Raw genomic sequence first — 19,166 nt, forward strand, 5'->3', positions numbered from 1 at the left:
GTTTATTTTAGCATTTTGTTAATCTTCGGCACTTTTTCGAATGCTTAGATTAATCACAATAATTTTATTTTTGTTTCTCGCCGGATGTGCCACTCATAACGTATCGGTAAAGTCAATTGAAATTGCACATGATAATTATTCGTTTCTACTGCCCGATGGCTGGCAGATATTGGACACAGCATTTGAGCAAAATAAATTTGTATTAATTGCAGATAAAAATAGGGAAGCATTCATCGAGATAAACAAGATTAATGTAAATGCCGATCTGCGGCTTGACGAAATTGCCGAGCTAAACAGATATTTTTTAAAACTAAAATTCGGGAAAAATTTTCATGGTTTTTCGGAAATCAAAATAGTGGAAGAAAAAACTTACACTTCCGCTCGTTATAGATTTATAACGCCCCGGGGTATTGAAGCAATGGTAATTATCAAAAAAGTGAATTCGGCTTATTATGAAATTACTGGTTATACACTTGCAAAAGATGGAATTGAATCATTCAGCGAGGCTCAAGAAATTATTGCCCGATCACTTAATTAGACTCTTCATTTTGATTTTCATAACTACGAAGAGTAAAAATAAATTTGCTGCCTTTGTCGAGTTCACTTTCAACCCAAATTTCCCCTTCGAGTTTTTCGATAAAATCTTTGCATAGTAAAAGACCTAATCCGCTTCCTTTTTCGCCCGATGTACCTGTTTTACTGATTCTTGTATTGCGGACGAAAAGTTTATCCATTGTTTCTTTATCCATACCGACGCCGTTATCTGCCACAGTAATTTTCACCATTTTATCTTCTTTAACCGCGTCAACAAAAATTTTCCCTCCTTTCTCGGAAAATTTGATCCCGTTGGATATCAGATTTCTAAAAATTGTGTTGAGAATATTTTCATCGGCCAACACTTCAATCCCGGGCTCAATTGAAGTTTCGAGTGAAATCTCTTTGCTTTTAGCTACTTCTTCGAGCAGGAAAAAGTTTGTTTTGACTACTTCGTAGAGGTCAATATTTACTATCTGCATTTCGAGTTTGCCCATCTGAGCCTGCGACCACATCAGCAGGTTTTCCAGCAATTGATAGTTGCTCTTAGCTGCTCTCTCTATACTTTCGATAAATTGTTTCCTTTCGCTGTCATCTATTTCGTCGTAGTGACTGATTAAAAAATTTGTGTAAACGAAAATGGTATTGAAGGGTGATTTAAGATCGTGCGCAAGAATTCTGAAAAAGGTATCCTTCATATTATTCAATTCGGCTAATTCATCGGCGACTACTTTTTTTGCTCTGTATCTATTGTAAATTACAACTGCGGTTAGCAAAATGAGCAGAGTAATAATTATAAGCAATTTGCGTTGTTTATCGGCAAATTCGATATCTTTAATTAATAATTCGTTTTCTTTCTTTTGTTTTTCGTTTTCATAAATCGATTCAAGAGCTTTAACAACTGCAAGACTTTTTCGATTGATAAGAGAATCCTTAACATTTGTCAGTTTTTTGTGATATTTCAGTGCAGTCTCAAAATCTCCTTTCATTTCGGAAAGTTTTGTTGCATTCTCATAACATTCAAGACTTACGTATGCAATATTATATTTTTCAACCAGTTTTATCGCCTCGTTCATTGCTTCATCTGCTCTGGTTTCATCTCCCAGTTTGTAATAGATAAGCGACATATTGCTCAGGTTGTTAGCAATTCCCTCGATGGAATTTACGTTGCGCAATAATACCAGCGCTTTCTCCCTCAAATCTAATGCACTTTTATATTGTCCTTTTTCAAAATAAATATCGCCAATACCTCCCCAAACGGAAGCCAGTCCTGTTTTATTACCAGTTGATTTATAGATTCGTTCTATCTTTCGGTAGTATCCAAGCGCTTCATTAAGTCTGTTTTGCTCTTTATAAATTTCTGCTATTAAATTCATCGCAAGTGCTTTGCCCTCTTCGTCTTTAATTTCTTCCCTTAACTCAATTGTTTTATTCAGATATTCAAGAGCTTTTTCATAATTCTTTTGATTTTTGTAGACCAACCCGATATTGATGTTGCAGAATGCCATTCCCCTTTTATCATCCAATTGTTCGAATATTTTCAAACCCTTTAGAACATATTCGAGAGCAAGCGGATTATTCCCCTGGATTCTGTAAATCCCACCAATATTATTATACGAATAGCCAATTTGAACAGAATCTTTTACCTGTTCGGCGAGAATTAATGCTTTTTTATAATAGTCGATTGCCCTGGCATAATTTCCTTTATTTCTATAGACTACTCCAAGTAGATTCAGTGCACGAGCATGCAGAGACTTGTTATTTATTTTTTCTGCAATTTGAATTGCCTCCTCGCCAGCTTCAATTGCCAGCTGCGGATTGCTTGTCCTCTCCTTCCAGCAAATATCCGTTAAGACCATAACTCTTAAAGAATCAGGTAAAGTGGATATACTTCTGCGAAGGCTATCAAGATTCGGCTGTGCCCACCCAATCGTGGTGTGAATTAGTAAAATTAACAATATCATAATCGCATATGCACCCTCTATAAAAGAACTTTCCCTCTTTTTTGGAACTTCGAAATATAAGAAGATTTTCTCTCTATTAAAATCTTTGGTTAATAAAATCAATGTGACTTTAAAGCTGTGCTTTCAAAGTAATCCTGTATAACTTTAATACTTTCTCTGGCAGCGCTACTAATATAAACGGAAGTCTCTCCGATCGATTTTCTGTTTGTCGAGTCCATTTCCATCAATCTTAAACCCACCTGTGTCTGATAACTGTTCAACGCAATTACAATCTGGCTCATATCGCCCATCAATTTGTGAATTCTTTCAATCGGTTTGAACAAGAAGAGAGCAGTTAAATCAGCCAGACCCAATCCGCCTGAAATCAGAGATTGAATTTCGTCAACGTTTTCCTTCAGCGGCACACTCAACAAAAGGACTCCAAGGATAAACATGATAATAGAGAGAATTACTATTACCCAGTAAGTTGCGCTTAATTTGAATCTGAGGTTATGGATTTCCATCTTTCCATCGAGCATTGTACTTTGTAAATGCTTTACGATAAATTCGTTTGCCTTTTTTCGCTGTTCAGCATCTAACAGCAATACTTCGTTTTCCTGTTCGTTCATACTTACCTCTCTTTTATACAAACAATTTTGCAAGCGAAGGAATTTTTTTAGAGAGCTCCACCGCCGCTTTACCAAGTTCTTCTATATTCTTTTTAAGTTCTGCCTGGCTTAAATTAATCCTGGAAGCTTCTCGAACTACAGCTATTAACTGTTCATAAATCTGCATGTCGGTAGTATCGGGTAGAATTTGCTTTATTTCGCTCTTGGACAATCCCAGTAATTCTTCGAGTTCTTCTTTATATTTTCCTTCGAAGGCTTCTCTGCTTTCGCGTATTTTTATTCTCACCCTTTTGCGAAAATCATCCAATTTTTTGCTCATTTATCCCTCACTTTAAATCAATCAATTCTTCGAACTCTTTTATTATGTTTTCTATGTTCTCTTCTTTGGATACAATTTTCTTCTTCAAATCTTTAATTCTTTCGGAGAGATCAGAAATTTTTTTACCTGCATCTGTACCCAGATCGCTCAATCCAGCTGTCGCAATTAATTCATTCTGTAAATCCTTTACTTTTACAATTGATTGGAGGTAACTGGTAACAACAGAATTGGCATAGATTATTTTTTGATACGCACTGTCGAGCTGGCTCAAAATGCTGTCTCTCTGAGCTCTTATCGGTTTTAATTTGGAACGTCGGTAGCTTTCCACTTCTCTGTAAATTTCTTCAATCATAACTTTTGTATGTTCATAATTAATCGTTGTTTCGCCTGTAATTGAATCATTTTCTAAAATTTCCGAGCCGAATTGATTTATCAAATTATTTACCGTGTACGGCAAATAAACTTCGTCAATAAATTCGTTTATTTCGTCTTCAATACGGCTGTAATAAAGTTTGACGGTTTCAAGATGCGCAAACCGCATGGCACTCAGATCTCTACCAATCGTTGAATTGAGTTCAACTGTTTCTTTAGGAACCGAGCTGCACGCAAGCAATAATATTACCATCAGTACTACAGAAGACGGTTTAATGATTTTAACCGCTTGCATCTCTACTCTCTATTTTTTGAACGAAGGAATAATGGAGGAAATTGCCCTAAAATATAACGCTTGACTTTAACTTAAAAACATAAGAAAAATTAATCAAGAAAAATTTACGCGTTTTTGAAAACTCTTAAATTTAACAGTAATTTTATTTTATAGTTTGTCCTAAAACCAATAACTTTGTTTTTTGAATAACGTAATTTAAGGAGAGCCATGTCATACAGAATAATCAAGAAAGAGGAATTCGACAAAGTAAGAACTCGTGAAGGCAGTTGGGAAATTAGAATGCAACTTTATGCAGAGATGTGCCGCTACAATACTCTTGTAGCAGTTAAAAAAGCAGGCTCGGGACATCTTGGTTCGTCTTTCAGTGCTATGGATATTGTTACGTATCTTTATTTAAATGAATTAAACGTAGAGAAAGTGGGTCTGGAGAACGATGGAAGAGACATCTATTTTTCTTCAAAGGGGCACGATGTACCAGGACTTTATTCATTTTTATATTCTATTGGAATAATATCGGAAGAAAAGTTATTAATGTTACGCCGTCTAAATGGACTCGACGGTCATCCTGAAGTACGTATTCCAGGAATCGAAGCAAGTACAGGCTCACTCGGTATGGGGATTTCTAAAGGTAAAGGGATGGCATGGGCAAAAAGATATAAGAAATGCGGTGGGAATGTTTATGTATTAACAGGCGACGGTGAATTTCAGGAAGGACAGGTTTGGGAAGCGCTCCAGGCAGCTGCGCATCAACGTATCGACAATCTAATTGCCATTATGGACCACAATAAATATCAAACCGATATGCTTGTATCGGAAGTCAACAATATCGAAGATATAACTGAAAAAGTTAAATCTTTCGGATGGCACGTGGTGCAAATAAACGGCCACAATTTTAATGAATTAAAAAAGACATTCGAAGATTTAAAAGGGATAACTGGCAAACCCAAGATGGTAATTGCAGATACGATTAAAGGTAAAGGCGTATCGTTTATGGAAAAACCTGTTACAGAAACGATATCGGGTAAAACGTATTATAAATGGCACAGTGGCGCTCCGGATAACGATAGCTATATAAAAGGATTAAAAGAATTAAGTGATTCGATCAGGAAATTAGCTGCATCTTTGAACATCGTCATTGAAATTCCGGAAAATATTCCCGAAGAAAAAGTTTCCTTCAAATCTACAAAAGAATTTGTTACAGATGCTTTCGGGGATGCACTGGTAGAGCTGGCAAAAGAGAATCCTAACATTATTGTACTCGACGGCGATTTAGCGGCGGACTGTAAACTCAGAAAATTCGAATATACTTTTCCTGATAGATTCATCGAAAACGGAATTGCCGAGCAAGATATGGTTTCGACTGCTGGCGGACTGGCCAGAATGGGTTTAATTCCAGTTGTAAATACATTTGCAAGTTTTCTGGCGGCAAGAGCAAATGAACAAATTTATAATAACGCTGGTGAGAAAACAAAAATTATTTATGTCTGCCACTTTGCCGGTCTGATTCCGGCTGGACCTGGCAAATCGCATCAAAGCGTACGCGACATAGCACTCCTCGGCAATCTCCCGAATATTACAATCATTCAGCCATGCAATTCACTCGAAACCCGTAAAGCCGTTGAATATTGCATTAACGAAGCAAAAGAAAATTGCGTGCTTCGACTTATAATTGGTCCCTCGCCGAGAAATATTGAGCTTCCTGACAATTATCAATTCAGAATTGGAATTGGAACAGAGCTGACCGAAGGAGAAAATGCTATAATTTTTGCTTACGGTCCTGTAATGCTACACGAAGCATTGACGGCTTACGAAATATTAAAAAAATCAGGATTCGGTCTTAAAGTTGTTAATATGCCGTGGCTCAATAAAATTGACCTCGACTGGATTGCAGAGATTACAAACAAATTCAAAAAAATCTATGTTCTCGAAGATCATTCCACAACTGGCGGACTGGGCGATAGAATACTCGATGCACTGGCTGCTGTACATCATTTTAAAGGGAAGGTGTTCGAAAAAATTGGATTGAACGACTATCCCGAATGCGGTACTCCTGAAGAGGTATTAAAATATCACGGGCTGGACGGTATGTCGCTTGCAGAAAGAATTTCGGGTTACGGAAATCTCGTCAACAATTCAGGCAAAAATTTCTATAGCGCCGACGCTCCGCAGTGATTTGAATTTCTTACATAACTTGAATAAGTTTAAACCGAACTAAATTCTTTCCATAAATTTCCGTCGTTACTATGCCATTGAGAAATCTTTTTCTGGATTTCAATTCATTTTTTGCCTCGTGCGAGCAGCAGCAATATCCACATCTGAGAGGTAAGCCGGTAGCGGTTGTCCCTGTTAAAGCAGAGACAACATGTTGCATTGCTGCAAGCTACGAAGCAAAAAAATATGGAATCAAAACCGGAACACCTGTTTATGAAGCAAAAAAAGTATGTCCCGACTTGCAAATTGTACCGGCTCGTCATAGGATTTACATAGAATACCACAATCGGCTAATCGAGGCTATCGAATCGTGTATCCCTATCGATAAAGTATATTCGATAGATGAAGTTTCGTGTACACTTGTTGGAAAGCAGCGGGAACCGGAAAATGCAATAGCTCTGGCAAAAAAAATCAAAGAGACCATATATAAAAATGTCGGTAAATTTCTCAAATGTTCTATTGGATTGGCGCCGAATCAATATCTTGCCAAAACTGCAACCGACATGCAAAAACCGGACGGCTTGGTTGTAATTCAAGAGAAAGACCTGCCGGATATTTTATTCTCTCTCAAATTAAACGACCTTGTAGGTATCGGCCGAAGGATGGAGCCTCGTCTCAGAAAATTTGGTATCGATTCGGTCGAAAAGTTATGCAAAGCCAGCAAATCAACTTTAAGAAAAGTATGGGGCGGAATCGAGGGAGAAAGAATCTACATGCAACTCAGAGGTGAAGTTGTCGAACGCCCTCCGACACATCGTACTACAGTGGGACATTCACATGTAATGTCGCCCGAATTCAGAAATAAAAACGGTGCTTATGCCGTACTACATCGTCTGCTCCAAAAAGCCGCTATACGTCTACGCTATATGCAGTATGTGGCAGGGACAATGTCGATTAAAGTGAAGTTTCTTAACGGTAAAAAATGGCGAAATGAAATTTCGTTTCCTCATACGCAAAATACAATGTCATTCATCGAAGCATTCGAAAAAATGTGGGACTTTTACCCGAACACCAGCGAAAAACCACTTGCCGTTGCAGTCACTCTTTACAACTTACTGCCCGAAAATCAATTCACCCTTTCATTTTTTGAGAATTACGAAAAGACCAGGTCTTTACACAACGCTCTCGACTTTCTGAATAAAAAATACGGTTATGGAGCCGCATACTTTGCTGGTTCGCATAATGCACTCAATTCTGCACCAATGAGAATTGCATTTACTCAAATTCCAGATGTAGAACTGGAAGACGACGATATCGAATCGAATCAATAAACAATTGCCGAAAGATATCCCACAACTTCGTTTGAATCACCTGTTATGTCGCCTGAATCAGTACGAGCCAGAACCTTCGCATTTTTTCGATTGAGCAGGTCGGCACTTTTCATTAAACTGACTATAGCACCTCCACCACAGGCTTCACATCGGTTCTCTTCAAGGTCATTTTGAAGACCATTGTAATCGAAATTATTAATATGATTGACAACTATCGAATCGAGTTGTTCGGCAACATTCTTGGAATAATAATGAGATAAATCTGAACTCGAAACAACGAGAGTATGTTCATCAGCTACTTTACTTAATTTTTCCGCAAGCTCATCTACAAACAATCGCCTCTGGTCGCCCATTACTATCGGCAGCAATTTGAAATCTTTGAGAACCACTTGAAGGAAAGGTAATTGAACTTCGAGAGCATGTTCACTTCGATGACCATTAATCCCTTTAAAAATAATTTTACTTCCTTCGGTAATTCTTTCCCTCATTTCCTGATCGATTTCAATTTCACCAAGTGGAGTAAGATATGCATCGCCGTCAAAGATAGAGATGCCAGGGAAATATTCACGGTGACTCGGAGAAATGACAACAACAGTTTTGTAATTTTTGTCTTTCAGTAGTTTATATGCCTTTGCCGCCGTTTGACCTGAATAAACATAACCTGCATGTGGTGCTATAATGCCGAATAGATTATCGGGCGTTTCTATTGTGCCGGCTTTTTCGAGCATTTCATTGATCTCGTCTGTAAGTTTCTTTGGTGAAGAAGGATAAAACATCCCGGCCACAGCGGGTTGTCTTACTTTTTTCATTTTTCCTCCAGCTCTGCTTCGCTAAACACATTAGCAGTAAAAGCATAGAGATTAAGCTGCTTTACTTTCCAGTAATCGGAAGGAAGTCCGGCCTTTTGACAAAGAGCATCGAGATATTGTTCTTTACTCAAATTATACTCGACAGGCACTTGCGGAAGTAACAAGCCTCGCCTTCCTTTCTCTTCTACAATTAAACCGTGTTTACCAATGACAATCTCGTCATAATTTTCAATCGGAAAAGGTTCTGACAAAACAGAGATTTCAATATTAATCAACGGCAATTCGGAACGCCGCACGGGTTCAAATCGTGGGTCGTCCTGAGCAGCATGAATTGCGGCTTCGCAGACAGTTTCGTAAAGTGGCTTGGTGGAAGTAATGTATCCAATACAGCCGCGCAATACACCATTCTCGGTCAATGTTACAAAAGCACCGGCCTCTTTTTTCAAGGACGGATATTTTTCATAATCGCAAGACGGCAATTTTTCTCCGCTATAAATCGTTTCGATTGACTTCCTTGCCGCATGCAATAAGACTCTTTTTTCCTCTTTGCTCAGTTCCATTTACATCTCCAGCTTGTAAATATTTAAACCGTCTTTTTCTTTCAATAAAATCAGGTAATCCTTGTAAATAAAGAAAGAGTCCGTAAAAAGTGAACTTGCTTTATTGTTTAACACTTCTTCAAAAATCAGATTAGAGTTATCCACATTTATTATTCTGAAATAGTTTGTATACAAATTTTCGCCTTCCTGTAGATGGTAGTTAAACATTAATAAATTATTATATGTAGCATATTCGATATTGCCATAAACTTCTAAGTTCGCAAGATTTTCTAAGATCAACGGTTTTATTTCGGAATAATCAAAATCGAGTTTTGGAAAAGAATAATCTTCATACTTGTTTTGTTGGTCAGCTTCCATACGTAACGCATTAATTTTCCTGTAGTCATTGCCCATATCTTCCAGCATTTTACCGGTTTTATAGTCGACAGTGTAAAAGTATCTTTCGTCAAATCCCTGTTTGAAACAATAGAGTTTTTCGTCGTGAGCAAAAAGGAATGAGTATTCATCGTTGTCCCATAGCATTTCAGAAGAGCTGATATCGAATGCCGTTATCCCTTTGTGATTTGGAAGATCTGGTTTGGGATATTTATGAAAATAGAGGATATCTTTATAAACCGTTTCGATGCCGACGTAATATTTTTCGTCCAGCTGAAAATTTTCAAAAATCGTGTTACCAGTCTTCAAATCATACGAGTGAAAAGAGACTTCTTTTGTATCTTTATCTCTCGATTCGATAACAAGGTAGTCGCTTTCGGAAATAAGTATTCTCCACACCTGCCAATTAGATTTGACTGTAAAATGTTTTTTGATATTCATAATTGTTCCATATTAAATAATTGGTTCGAATCGTGCAGTAAAATGCCTCAGTATTGGTGCCTCATAAATAATTTTATAGCCTTTTAGTTTATGGCGTTTATTAAAAGTTTCAACAACAACTTCAGCAACATAATCGATATGACTTTGAGTATAGACGCGTCTGGGAATTGCGAGCCGCACCAGTTCCATCATAGCTGGAATAAGTTTACCTGTTTTCCTGTCGTATTTGCCAAACATTACGGATCCTATTTCCACACTTCTAATGCCGCCTTCGAGGTAGAGTTCGCACACAATCGATTGTCCGGGGTATTGTTCTGGTGGTATATCGGGCAGAAATCTTTTAGCATCGATATAAATTGCGTGTCCACCTGGCGGTTCAATAATTGGCACACCTGCAGCCATTAATTTTTCTCCAAGATATTCCGTGCTACGAATGCGGTATCTAAGATAATTTTCGTCCAGAACTTCCTCAAGACCCTGGGCAATTGCTTCGAGGTCTCTGCCGGCAAGTCCACCGTACGTCGGGAATCCTTCGGTTACAATAAGGAGATTTCTGCATTGCATTGCCAGATTTTCGTCATTCATCGAAAGCCATCCGCCGATATTAACCAGGGCATCCTTCTTAGCACTCATTGTTGTGCCATCAGCATAAGAGAAGATTTCTTTAACGATTTCCCGAACAGATTTTTCTGAATACCCTTCTTCTCTTTTTTTAATGAAGTAAGCATTCTCTGCAAACCTGCAGGCATCAAAAAAGAGTGGAATGCCGTATCGGTCGCAAACTTTTCTGACTTGTTTAATATTTTCGAGCGATACTGGTTGCCCTCCACCGGAATTATTTGTAATGGTTATCATTACAAGCGGGATGTTTTCCTTCCCTTTTTCTTCAATAAAAGCAGCTAATTTTTCCACATCGAGATTGCCTTTAAAAGGAGCTGCCACTTCGGGTTTTTTCCCTTCCGGGCATAACAAATCGACTGCTTCGGCACCTGTAAATTCGATATTGGCACGCGTTGTATCGAAAAAAGTATTGCTGATGAAATATTTCCCTTGGCCGCCCAAAATTGAGAATAATATTTTTTCAGCAGCTCTTCCCTGATGTGTCGGAATTACGTATTTGTTGCCTGTAATTTCTTTTACAGCCGATTCAAAACGGAAAAAACTTCTGGCACCGGCATACGATTCGTCGCCTTTCATTATACCACTCCATTGCTCCGAACTCATAGCTGCAGTGCCGCTGTCGGTCAAAAGATCAATTATAACATCTTCTGCTTTAATTAAGAATGGATTGTAGCCCGCATTCTTCAATATTTCCTCTCGTTCCTCTCTCAAAGTAAATTTTATCGGTTCGACTGTCTTGATTTTGAATGGTTCGATTATTGTTTTCATAACATAAAAATCCTTCTGAATTTTTGATTCTACTGTTTATCACTAAATTACAAAGATTCCTGATTTAAAAGACCAAACGAATTAAAAAATATTCCTTGCTAATACTGCGATAAACTCTTATTTTTTTCGACAAATAATTCAAGGCCTAAAATTCCAGTTCTAAAATCCCTTTTGGAAAATAAGTAACTTTAATTAATCGATAAATTCACAACCAGAAGGAGCATTAAATGGATGAAAAACAAGACAATCAAATTCCCAAAATGAGTTCTGTACAAGAAGAAGAGGAAATGGAATTCAGTCACACAGACAAACTTGTAGGTGTATTTTCGGAACCGGCAGCTACATTCGAAAAATTAAAAAAAATCGGACCCAAGACAAGCGATTGGCTAATTCCAATTTTCATCGTTATCGTGGCAGCCATTTTTTCGAATGTAATTATGATGAGCAATCCGGCAATAAAACTTTCGATAGTCGAAAAACAGATGGCACAGATCGAAAAAAATTTTGACGAAGCAGTTCAAAGTGGCCAAATGACCGAAGTACAAAAAGAGGAACAATTGGAACAGATACGTGAAAGGATGGAAAAAGGTGGCTCGATGGCAATTGTATTTACTGCCATAAGCATTCTATTTATTACGTTTATTACATTTTTCATAGTCGCCGGAGTTTATTTCCTTGTGTGCAAATTACTTCTTAAAGGTGATGGTACCTTCAAGGATACAATGTCAGCATACGGACTTCCGTATTATATAATAGTGATTCAAATTATTGTGATGGTAATTATTGCACTGGTAACAAACAAATATATTACCTCCACAAGTGTTGCAGCAATTATGAATATTGATAAATCAAAATTTCTTTATTTCCTTTTATCGAGAGTGGACATCTTTTCGATCTGGTTTTATTCAGTAGTCAGCATAGCGCTGGCAAAGATGTTCAATTCGGAAAAGACCGGCAAATATTTTGCAACGATATTCGGTTTGTGGATCGGTGTAGGTTTTATATTCTGGTGGCTGGCAGCTAATATCCCATTCCTCGCATTCCTGCAGCAATAATTTTCATCGAGGCTGTATTAACAAGTACAGCCTCACTTTTTTACAATATACTCTGTGGATCGATATCTATAGATAAAATAACATTTTTATGGTGGGATAAGCGGTTAAATTCTGTAAGCGAATCGAATAAAGCAGTTCTAATTTTCTTGCCAGCCGGATCCTGACTTCTAAAACTTCTGACCAATATCTGATACCGGTAAAAACCCTTTATCTTAAAAATAATCGCTTCGTTCGGCGGAGAAATCTCGATAATATTTTTGTATCTCATCAGATATTTATGAAAGTCGTTTGCCGCCGCATGCGCTTTCTTTTCGTTTTCATCCTTAATCTCAACAAGGGCTATTCTTGTAAACGGAGGATATTCGCCTTTGCGCCGAAGTTTAAGTTCTTCATTATAAAATCCGAAATAATCATTTTCGATTACCTTCTGGAAAATAAAATTTTTCGAATTTTGTGTTTGAATTATAACTTCGCCTTTTTTATCGCTTCTACCGGCTCTGCCTGAAACCTGTGTCAAAAGTTGAAATGTCCTTTCGTCCGCACGAAAATCGGGTATCCATAAAGACGTTTCAGCCGATACAACTCCAACAAGTGTAACATTTGAAAAGTCGAGTCCCTTAGAAACCATTTGGGTTCCCACCAGAATATCGATTCTGCCATTGCGGAAATCATTCAAAATTTCGGAGAGGGCTCCTTTTTTCGAAATCGAATCGGAGTCGACCCTTTCGATTTTTGCATTCGGAAAATAAAAAGCCAGCTCGTCTTCAACACGCTGTGTGCCGGTACCAAAAAATTTCAACGCCACTGAACCACAAACCGGGCAAGATTTAGGCACGGGCATTGAATTGCCACAATAATGACACTGCAAAATATTCTTGCTAATATGGTGTACCATCGAAACCGAACAATCGGTACATGTAATAACATTTCCGCAATCGTCGCAATAAACCTGAGTGGCAAATCCCCTTCGGTTTTGAAGGATTATTACATTTTCCTTCTTTTCAAGTCGCCTTCCAATCTCATCCAGCAATATTTCTGAAAATATTCCTTCCAGTTTTTTCTTTTTCCTTTCAATAGTTACGTCTACTAACTTAATATCGGGCAATTTTGCATTGTCAATTCTTTCGGGTAGTTCAATTAATCGATATTTGCCGGTTTGAGCATTGTACATACTTTCGACTGAAGGGGTAGCCGAGCCGAGCACTACCGGAGAATCGATAAATTTACCATACATAACCGCAGCGTCCCGTGCATTATATTTAGGAATCATGTCTGATTGTTTGTAACTCTGGTCGTGTTCTTCGTCGACTACAATTAAACCGATATTTTTTAATGGAACAAAGAGAGCCGACCGTGGGCCGATAATTATATTATATTTCCCCGATAGAATTCCCCGCCATGTGTCATATCTTTCGCCAAGCGACATTCTGCTGTGAAAAACAGCAATTTTGTCTTTGAATTTATTGTAGAAACGTGTGGTTATTTGTGGCGTCAAGGAGATTTCCGGTACAAGAATAATTACATTTTTACCGCTTTTCACCACATCCTCCGCCGCTTCAATATAAACCTGAGTTTTGCCGCTGCCAGTAACTCCGTGAAGTAAAAAGACTTCGAATTTACCCTTAGAATTCTTAATCGTCTCTACTGCCTTCTGCTGATCAGCGCTCAATACTATTTGTTTCATCTCTTCGGCATAATTTTCTTTAAATGTTCTCTCAACTTCCTTTTCATAGATTTCTACAATTCCTTTGGAGGCAAGACTATTCAATGCTGATGAAGAAGAGCCTGTTTTTTTGAGAATTTCTGCAGCAGGTTTATCTTTTAGAGAAGAAAGAAGTTCGAGAAGAATTACCATTTGCTTTGGCGCTGTTCTTTCGATTTCTGGCATTAAATCGTAGATAGTATCTCTCGGTAGAGCAAGTTTTACATACCTCACTTTCTTTACTCTAACTTTTGCGTCCTCAATTTCATTTAAGATTGTAATTGCTCCTCTGTTTTCGAGTTCTCTCAAAACCGAATAGACGTTTTTATTCTTTATGATTTTTTGAAGATAAGAAATATTAATCAATTCCTTTTCTGAGAGAACTGCAAGAATTTTTGCGCGAAGAGAGTTCTTATTTTTTTCTTCGGATAGTAGAGAGCTGCAAATTTCCACGTCGGACACTATCTTTCGTTTCGATTCCACATCAGTGCCATAAGGCACAATTGTTTTTAAAGCTTCGCCGAGCGAGCAAAGATAGTAATCCGACATCCAGGCATAAAATTCGAGCATCCGGGAATCGAAAATTGGCTGACTGTCGAGTATATCTTTAACGACTTTTATCTTCGAGCTGTCGGTTATTCCCGCAGAATTTTCATCGAGTGAATCGTTCAATCCAATTACAAAACCGGTTAGTACTCGTCTGCCAAAAGGCACAACGACCCTCACCCCGACTTCTATATCTTTTTTCAAATTTGCAGGGACTGAATAAGTAAAACTATTTCTAAAAGGCAAAGGAAAAACTATTTGTACGTACATAGAACCAAAGTTTATTATGATAATACAAAATAAAAAAAAGACGGATTAAAAAGGATAAACCACTGCAGATAAAAAGCCACTTGTTGAATGTCGGCATCGGATAAAAATCATTTTCTCAATATTTATGTACGATCTGATAATTTTTATCAATAGTAATAAAATCAGGCAATAAAATGAATTGCAGGATTAAAAAACTAATGGCAAGATTTTTGATAATACTTAGTGTTTATTTTTCAATAAAGGAGAAATTATCATGGTAATTACAGACGAATGCATCAGTTGTGCAGCCTGTATTGATGAATGTGAAAACAATGCGATTTACAATGCAGGCGAAGAATATACAGTAAACGGAGAGACTAAAGCTCCCCTTTCCGAAGATCATACATTTATTGCTCCGGAATTGTGCAACAATTGTAAATCATGCGTTGAAGTTTGCGCAGTAGACGCTATTGTTGAAGGTTAATAGATATCAAATACTACCTCCTAAACAAAAAACCCGATTTTTCAATCGGGTTTTTTATTTATAAACGTGTAATTATGTGGATTAGTTAGCTGTTTCGAGATAAGGTTGGATTTTTGACATCAAATGGTATTTAGGGACGGCACCTATAACAGCATCGACCATTTTTCCATTTTTGAAAATTCCGAGTGTTGGAATACTCATAATTCCGTATTGAGAAGCCACACCATAATTTTCGTCGGTATTTACTTTAACAACCTTCAACTTACCGTTCAACTCATTTGCTATTTCCTCCACTACTGGCGCAACCATTCTGCAAGGTCCACACCACGGCGCCCAGAAATCAACCAGCACGGGCAAATCCGATTGCAATACTTCTGTATGAAAATTGAAGTCTGTGCCTTCAACAATATTTTTCATAGATATAACTCCATTTTTTATTTAGTTCGAAAAATTAGATGTTTGAATCACTCGAAGGATTCAGAATTTCGATAATTTTTTGGTGAAGTAATGGATTAGATGCTACAATGCTATTCCCTTTCATCGGGTCATTTCCATAGAAGTCGGATATTTTTCCGCCGGCACCCTTTATTACAGGAATTAACGCCGCAAGATCCCATTTACTCATCATCGGATCAATCATAATATCCGCATAGCCCTGGGCCAGCAGAGAATAACCGTAACAATCACCCCACGTACGGTATAGCTTAACCATCCTGGTTAATTTTTCAAATCCTGCTGCGTTCCTATATTTAGCAACATTATTGTGGTCGGTGGTCAATAAAATTGCTTCGGATATCGTATCGTTCAATTTCATTTTTATAGTTTTACCGTTGCATTCAGCGCTGAGATTATCACCAATAATTAATTCGTTCAGGATTGGATGATTGATAGCACCCAAAATTGGTTCCCCATTTTTCAATAGAGCTATCAATGTACCGAAAAGCGGAACTCCGCAAATAAAACTTTTAGTGCCGTCAATTGGATCTAATATCCATATATATTCAGCATTAGAATTAAATTCACCGAATTCTTCACCAAGGATGCCATGATCAGGAAATTCTTTCATAATAAGTTGTCGCATTTTTTCTTCACACTTTTTGTCTGCAATTGTTACGGGCGTTTCATCTTCTTTAGACTCAATTTTAATATCCGTTTTGTAATACTGTTTGATAATAGTAGCGGTTTCGTCGGCTAAAAGTTTCACAAATTTTTTTAGAAAAGAAAATCCTTCCATTTTATATCCTGTTTTTTTGTATCAAGAAAGTTATAAACTTGTTATTTTACGAGTTAAAATTTAATGAATTTATGCCCATCTACAAATACAACGATAAATCATTACATAAAGCGGCGGAACTGATTAAAAATGGTGAACTGGTCGCTTTCCCTACAGAAACAGTTTATGGACTTGGAGCCGATGGACTAAATCCAATAGCTGTTGCGAAAATTTTCGAAAAGAAAAACAGACCGTCATTTAATCCTCTCATACTCCATATAGCAGATAAAACCTCGTTAAAAAATTACGTTTACTATGACGAACCGATTATCGACAAATTAATTGATAAATTCTGGCCTGGACCACTAACGCTTGTTCTGCCTAAAAAAAAATCGGTGCCTGATATAGTCACTTCAGGAAACGATACAGTTGCAATCAGAATGCCTAATAATGAAATAGCGCTGAAACTGATACGACTGAGCCAGCGCCCAATAGCAGCTCCAAGTGCCAACAGGTTCGGGCATTTAAGTCCCACCGACGCCGAACACGTTAAAAAATCACTCGGAGATGACCTGTTCATACTCGACGGAGGGAAATGTGCCATCGGTCTTGAATCAACTATTATTGGTTACAAAAACGGAGCATTCTTACTTCTCAGACCCGGTGGAATACCAGTAGATGATATTGAAGAAATTACAGGACATCTTACCATCAACGATAAGAACGATTCGGCACCGGAATCGCCAGGTCAATTGCCTTTTCATTACTCACCCGAAATACCGCTTTTCATAATAAACAAATCTCTTTTATCCGATAAAGTTTTTCTTGATTCGCTTAAAAATAAAAAAGTCGGTTTGCTTCTGTTTAAAGACGATGAAATTGCAACTAAATTAATGTTATCAAATTACTCTAAAAAAATATTGAGTGCCTCTGGCAATATGGCAGAAGCTGCAGCAAATTTTTTTAAATTTCTCCATGACTTCGAAATAGAAAGAGTTGATCTTATACTGGCAGAGGCAGTCGAACCCGAAGGACTGGGACTGGCAATTATGGATAGACTAAAACGAGCAGCTAAACGTTATAAATCATAGATTTATTTTTACAACTTAATTTATTATATTTTATCAGACATTTGGCTATCCTAATGCATAAAAAAAAGTCATCGGAAGTGTCCATTCTTAATTACATCAGCGACGCAGATTTAATGCTGCATACAATCAATTCAGTTCAGGAGTCAATCACAATTACTGATTTAGAAGATCGTTTAGTTTTTGTGAACAAAGCTTTTACAAGGATTTACGGGTACGAGCCGGAAGAAGTTATAGGGAAGAGGACAGATTTCCTTCGTTCGAATAAAAATGACCCGGAACTGATTAATGCAATTCATCCCTACACACTTCAGGGAGGCTGGCGCGGAAGAATTGTCAATAAACGAAAAGATGGCTCTGAGTTTACGATTGAATTGAGTACCTCAATCGTCAAGGACGAAAATGGTAATCCTGTAGCTTATGTTGGTATTGCACGTGATTTGACTCAATTAATTGAGACTGAGGAGAAACTAAGAGACGCTGAAAGTAAATTCAGGGAACTCTTCCTGGAACTTCAAGATGTAGTTTACGAAAGCACAATCGACGGCAAATTCGTAGACTTAAATCCCGCAGGCTTTGAATTTTTCGGAATTAATTCATACGATATGCTCCATAAAATTGATATTCTTAAAGATATCTACATTGACCCTAATGAAAGATATGTATTCCAGAAAAAATTGGAAAAGTACGGATTTGTAAAAGATTTCAAACTACGAATTAGAAAACTTGATGGTAGAATTGCAACAGTTCTGGAGACATCAACTGCGGTCAAAGACAAAGAGGGAAAAATTATTGGTTATCGTGGAATACTTCGCGATATTACAGCATCTAAGGAGCAGGAAGCCAAACTAAAAGATATGGTATTACAACTTGAAGCCGTTAATAAACAATTAAAAAAATCAGAAGAAGAATTAAGAAATCAGATTACCACAAAAGATAAATTCTTTTCAATTATTGCTCACGATCTTCGAAGCCCATTTAGTGCGCTGCTCAGTTTCTCGGAATTTCTACGAGACGACATTAATGACTTAACGCGTGACGAGATTGTTATGTTTGCCGACAAAATAAACGAAGCGGCTCGAAACGTTTTTGCTCTTCTTGAAAATCTTTTACAATGGTCACGTATTCAAACCGGCAAAATCCAATTCGAACCACATGATTTTAAGCTACGGGAAAGAGCCGAACGGGTAATAACACTTTTATCAAATAATGCCGAGAATAAAGATCTCTTCATCATCAACGAAATTCCGAACGATGCAATTGTATTTGCCGACGAGGATATGATATCGTCGGTGCTTCAGAATCTTATATCAAACGCAATTAAATTCACTCGCCCTGGCGGAAAAATTACACTAAAAGCTGAAAAAGAAGATAGCTTCTATAAAGTTTCCGTAATCGATACAGGCGTTGGCATCAAAGAAGAAGACCTTCCAAAATTGTTCCGTGTTGATATTCAACACACCACATACGGTACAAACGAAGAAAAAGGGAGCGGGCTCGGTTTAGTTATATGCAAAGAGATGATCGAAAAAAACGGAGGTAAGATATCCGTCGAAAGCCGCGTGGGCGAAGGGACTACATTTACTTTCACATTACCCGCAACCAAGCAAGTTTAATTATGCAGAATAAATTTTGCCGACAATAACTCAATTCATAAATTTATATCGAACTATTTACAAAG

General features: G+C 37.5%; 18 protein-coding genes. 7 read left to right on the forward strand and 11 right to left on the reverse strand.

The genetic code is table 11. The features are described 5' to 3' along the window. Window positions 1-40 precede the first annotated feature (40 nt). Window positions 41-538: a hypothetical protein gene (locus ACSSV9_RS01715; protein WP_437345481.1), complete on the forward strand. Its 498-nt coding sequence runs from the start codon at window positions 41-43 to the stop codon at window positions 536-538. Here the strand turns inward: ACSSV9_RS01715 and ACSSV9_RS01720 are convergent. From ACSSV9_RS01720 to ACSSV9_RS01735, 4 genes are all read right to left on the reverse strand, one after another. Continuing rightward, a complete protein-coding gene (locus ACSSV9_RS01720) occupies window positions 531-2,498 on the reverse strand; it encodes a tetratricopeptide repeat protein (protein ID WP_437345482.1) in 1,968 nt (655 codons plus the stop codon). The two genes, ACSSV9_RS01715 and ACSSV9_RS01720, sit on opposite strands and share 8 nt — an antisense overlap. Window positions 2,499-2,596: 98 nt before the next feature. Further along, the gene (locus ACSSV9_RS01725) at window positions 2,597-3,106 is read right to left on the reverse strand and encodes a hypothetical protein (RefSeq protein WP_437345483.1); all 510 of its coding nucleotides are present in this window, start codon (window positions 3,104-3,106) and stop codon (window positions 2,597-2,599) included. A gap of 13 nt (window positions 3,107-3,119) precedes the next feature. Beyond that, window positions 3,120-3,425, reverse strand: coding sequence for a hypothetical protein (locus ACSSV9_RS01730; RefSeq protein ID WP_437345484.1), 306 nt, complete (start codon window positions 3,423-3,425; stop codon window positions 3,120-3,122). A 7-nt stretch (window positions 3,426-3,432) separates the two neighbouring features. Continuing rightward, window positions 3,433-4,092 (reverse strand): hypothetical protein, encoded by a 660-nt coding sequence (locus ACSSV9_RS01735; RefSeq protein ID WP_437345485.1) that lies wholly within the window; start codon window positions 4,090-4,092, stop codon window positions 3,433-3,435. Window positions 4,093-4,299: 207 nt separating this feature from the next. On the opposite strand from ACSSV9_RS01735, the gene ACSSV9_RS01740 reads away from it, so the two are divergent. Both ACSSV9_RS01740 and ACSSV9_RS01745 read left to right on the forward strand, forming a co-directional pair. Next, window positions 4,300-6,264: a thiamine pyrophosphate-binding protein gene (locus tag ACSSV9_RS01740; RefSeq protein WP_437345486.1), complete on the forward strand. Its 1,965-nt coding sequence runs from the start codon at window positions 4,300-4,302 to the stop codon at window positions 6,262-6,264. Between the two features lie 71 nt (window positions 6,265-6,335). Next, window positions 6,336-7,574 (forward strand): DNA polymerase Y family protein, encoded by a 1,239-nt coding sequence (locus ACSSV9_RS01745; RefSeq protein ID WP_437345487.1) that lies wholly within the window; start codon window positions 6,336-6,338, stop codon window positions 7,572-7,574. On the opposite strand, the gene amrB is transcribed toward ACSSV9_RS01745, so the two are convergent. The 4 genes from amrB to ACSSV9_RS01765 are packed head-to-tail and all read right to left on the reverse strand — an operon-like array spanning window position 7,568 to window position 11,148. Next, the gene (gene amrB / locus ACSSV9_RS01750) at window positions 7,568-8,383 is read right to left on the reverse strand and encodes an AmmeMemoRadiSam system protein B (protein ID WP_437345488.1); all 816 of its coding nucleotides are present in this window, start codon (window positions 8,381-8,383) and stop codon (window positions 7,568-7,570) included. The two genes, ACSSV9_RS01745 and amrB, sit on opposite strands and share 7 nt — an antisense overlap. Next, window positions 8,380-8,943 carry an AmmeMemoRadiSam system protein A gene (gene amrA / locus ACSSV9_RS01755; protein ID WP_437345489.1) on the reverse strand — a complete coding sequence of 188 codons (564 nt, stop codon included), beginning with the start codon at window positions 8,941-8,943 and terminating at the stop codon, window positions 8,380-8,382. The genes amrB and amrA overlap by 4 nt, the downstream gene beginning before the upstream one ends. Beyond that, complete coding sequence (locus ACSSV9_RS01760; RefSeq protein ID WP_437345490.1) at window positions 8,944-9,759, reverse strand: DUF4905 domain-containing protein; 816 nt, start codon at window positions 9,757-9,759, stop codon at window positions 8,944-8,946. A gap of 12 nt (window positions 9,760-9,771) precedes the next feature. Next, window positions 9,772-11,148 carry a tryptophanase gene (locus ACSSV9_RS01765; protein ID WP_437345491.1) on the reverse strand — a complete coding sequence of 459 codons (1,377 nt, stop codon included), beginning with the start codon at window positions 11,146-11,148 and terminating at the stop codon, window positions 9,772-9,774. A gap of 227 nt (window positions 11,149-11,375) precedes the next feature. Between ACSSV9_RS01765 and ACSSV9_RS01770 the strand changes: the two genes are divergently transcribed. Further along, window positions 11,376-12,203 (forward strand): Yip1 family protein, encoded by an 828-nt coding sequence (locus ACSSV9_RS01770; protein WP_437345492.1) that lies wholly within the window; start codon window positions 11,376-11,378, stop codon window positions 12,201-12,203. Window positions 12,204-12,243: 40 nt separating this feature from the next. Here the strand turns inward: ACSSV9_RS01770 and priA are convergent, their stop codons facing one another. Further along, a complete protein-coding gene (priA, locus tag ACSSV9_RS01775; protein ID WP_437345493.1) occupies window positions 12,244-14,721 on the reverse strand; it encodes a primosomal protein N' in 2,478 nt (825 codons plus the stop codon). Window positions 14,722-14,974: 253 nt separating this feature from the next. On the opposite strand from priA, the gene ACSSV9_RS01780 reads away from it, so the two are divergent. Beyond that, a complete protein-coding gene (locus ACSSV9_RS01780) occupies window positions 14,975-15,184 on the forward strand; it encodes a 4Fe-4S binding protein (protein ID WP_437345494.1) in 210 nt (69 codons plus the stop codon). Window positions 15,185-15,265: 81 nt separating this feature from the next. Here ACSSV9_RS01780 and trxA read toward each other — a convergent pair whose 3' ends face one another. Then, window positions 15,266-15,601: a thioredoxin gene (gene trxA / locus ACSSV9_RS01785; protein ID WP_437345495.1), complete on the reverse strand. Its 336-nt coding sequence runs from the start codon at window positions 15,599-15,601 to the stop codon at window positions 15,266-15,268. A 34-nt stretch (window positions 15,602-15,635) separates the two neighbouring features. Beyond that, the gene (gene hisN / locus ACSSV9_RS01790) at window positions 15,636-16,418 is read right to left on the reverse strand and encodes a histidinol-phosphatase (RefSeq protein WP_437345496.1); all 783 of its coding nucleotides are present in this window, start codon (window positions 16,416-16,418) and stop codon (window positions 15,636-15,638) included. Between the two features lie 71 nt (window positions 16,419-16,489). Between hisN and ACSSV9_RS01795 the strand changes: the two genes are divergently transcribed. Both ACSSV9_RS01795 and ACSSV9_RS01800 read left to right on the forward strand, forming a co-directional pair. Next, window positions 16,490-17,488, forward strand: a complete 999-nt coding sequence (locus ACSSV9_RS01795) for an L-threonylcarbamoyladenylate synthase (RefSeq protein WP_437345497.1) — start codon at window positions 16,490-16,492, stop codon at window positions 17,486-17,488. A 53-nt stretch (window positions 17,489-17,541) separates the two neighbouring features. Next, a complete protein-coding gene (locus ACSSV9_RS01800) occupies window positions 17,542-19,101 on the forward strand; it encodes a sensor histidine kinase (protein WP_437345498.1) in 1,560 nt (519 codons plus the stop codon). Window positions 19,102-19,166 lie beyond the last annotated feature (65 nt).

Source organism: Melioribacter sulfuriphilus (assembly GCF_051488685.1).
Classification (GTDB): Bacteria; Bacteroidota; Ignavibacteria; order Ignavibacteriales; family Melioribacteraceae; genus Melioribacter.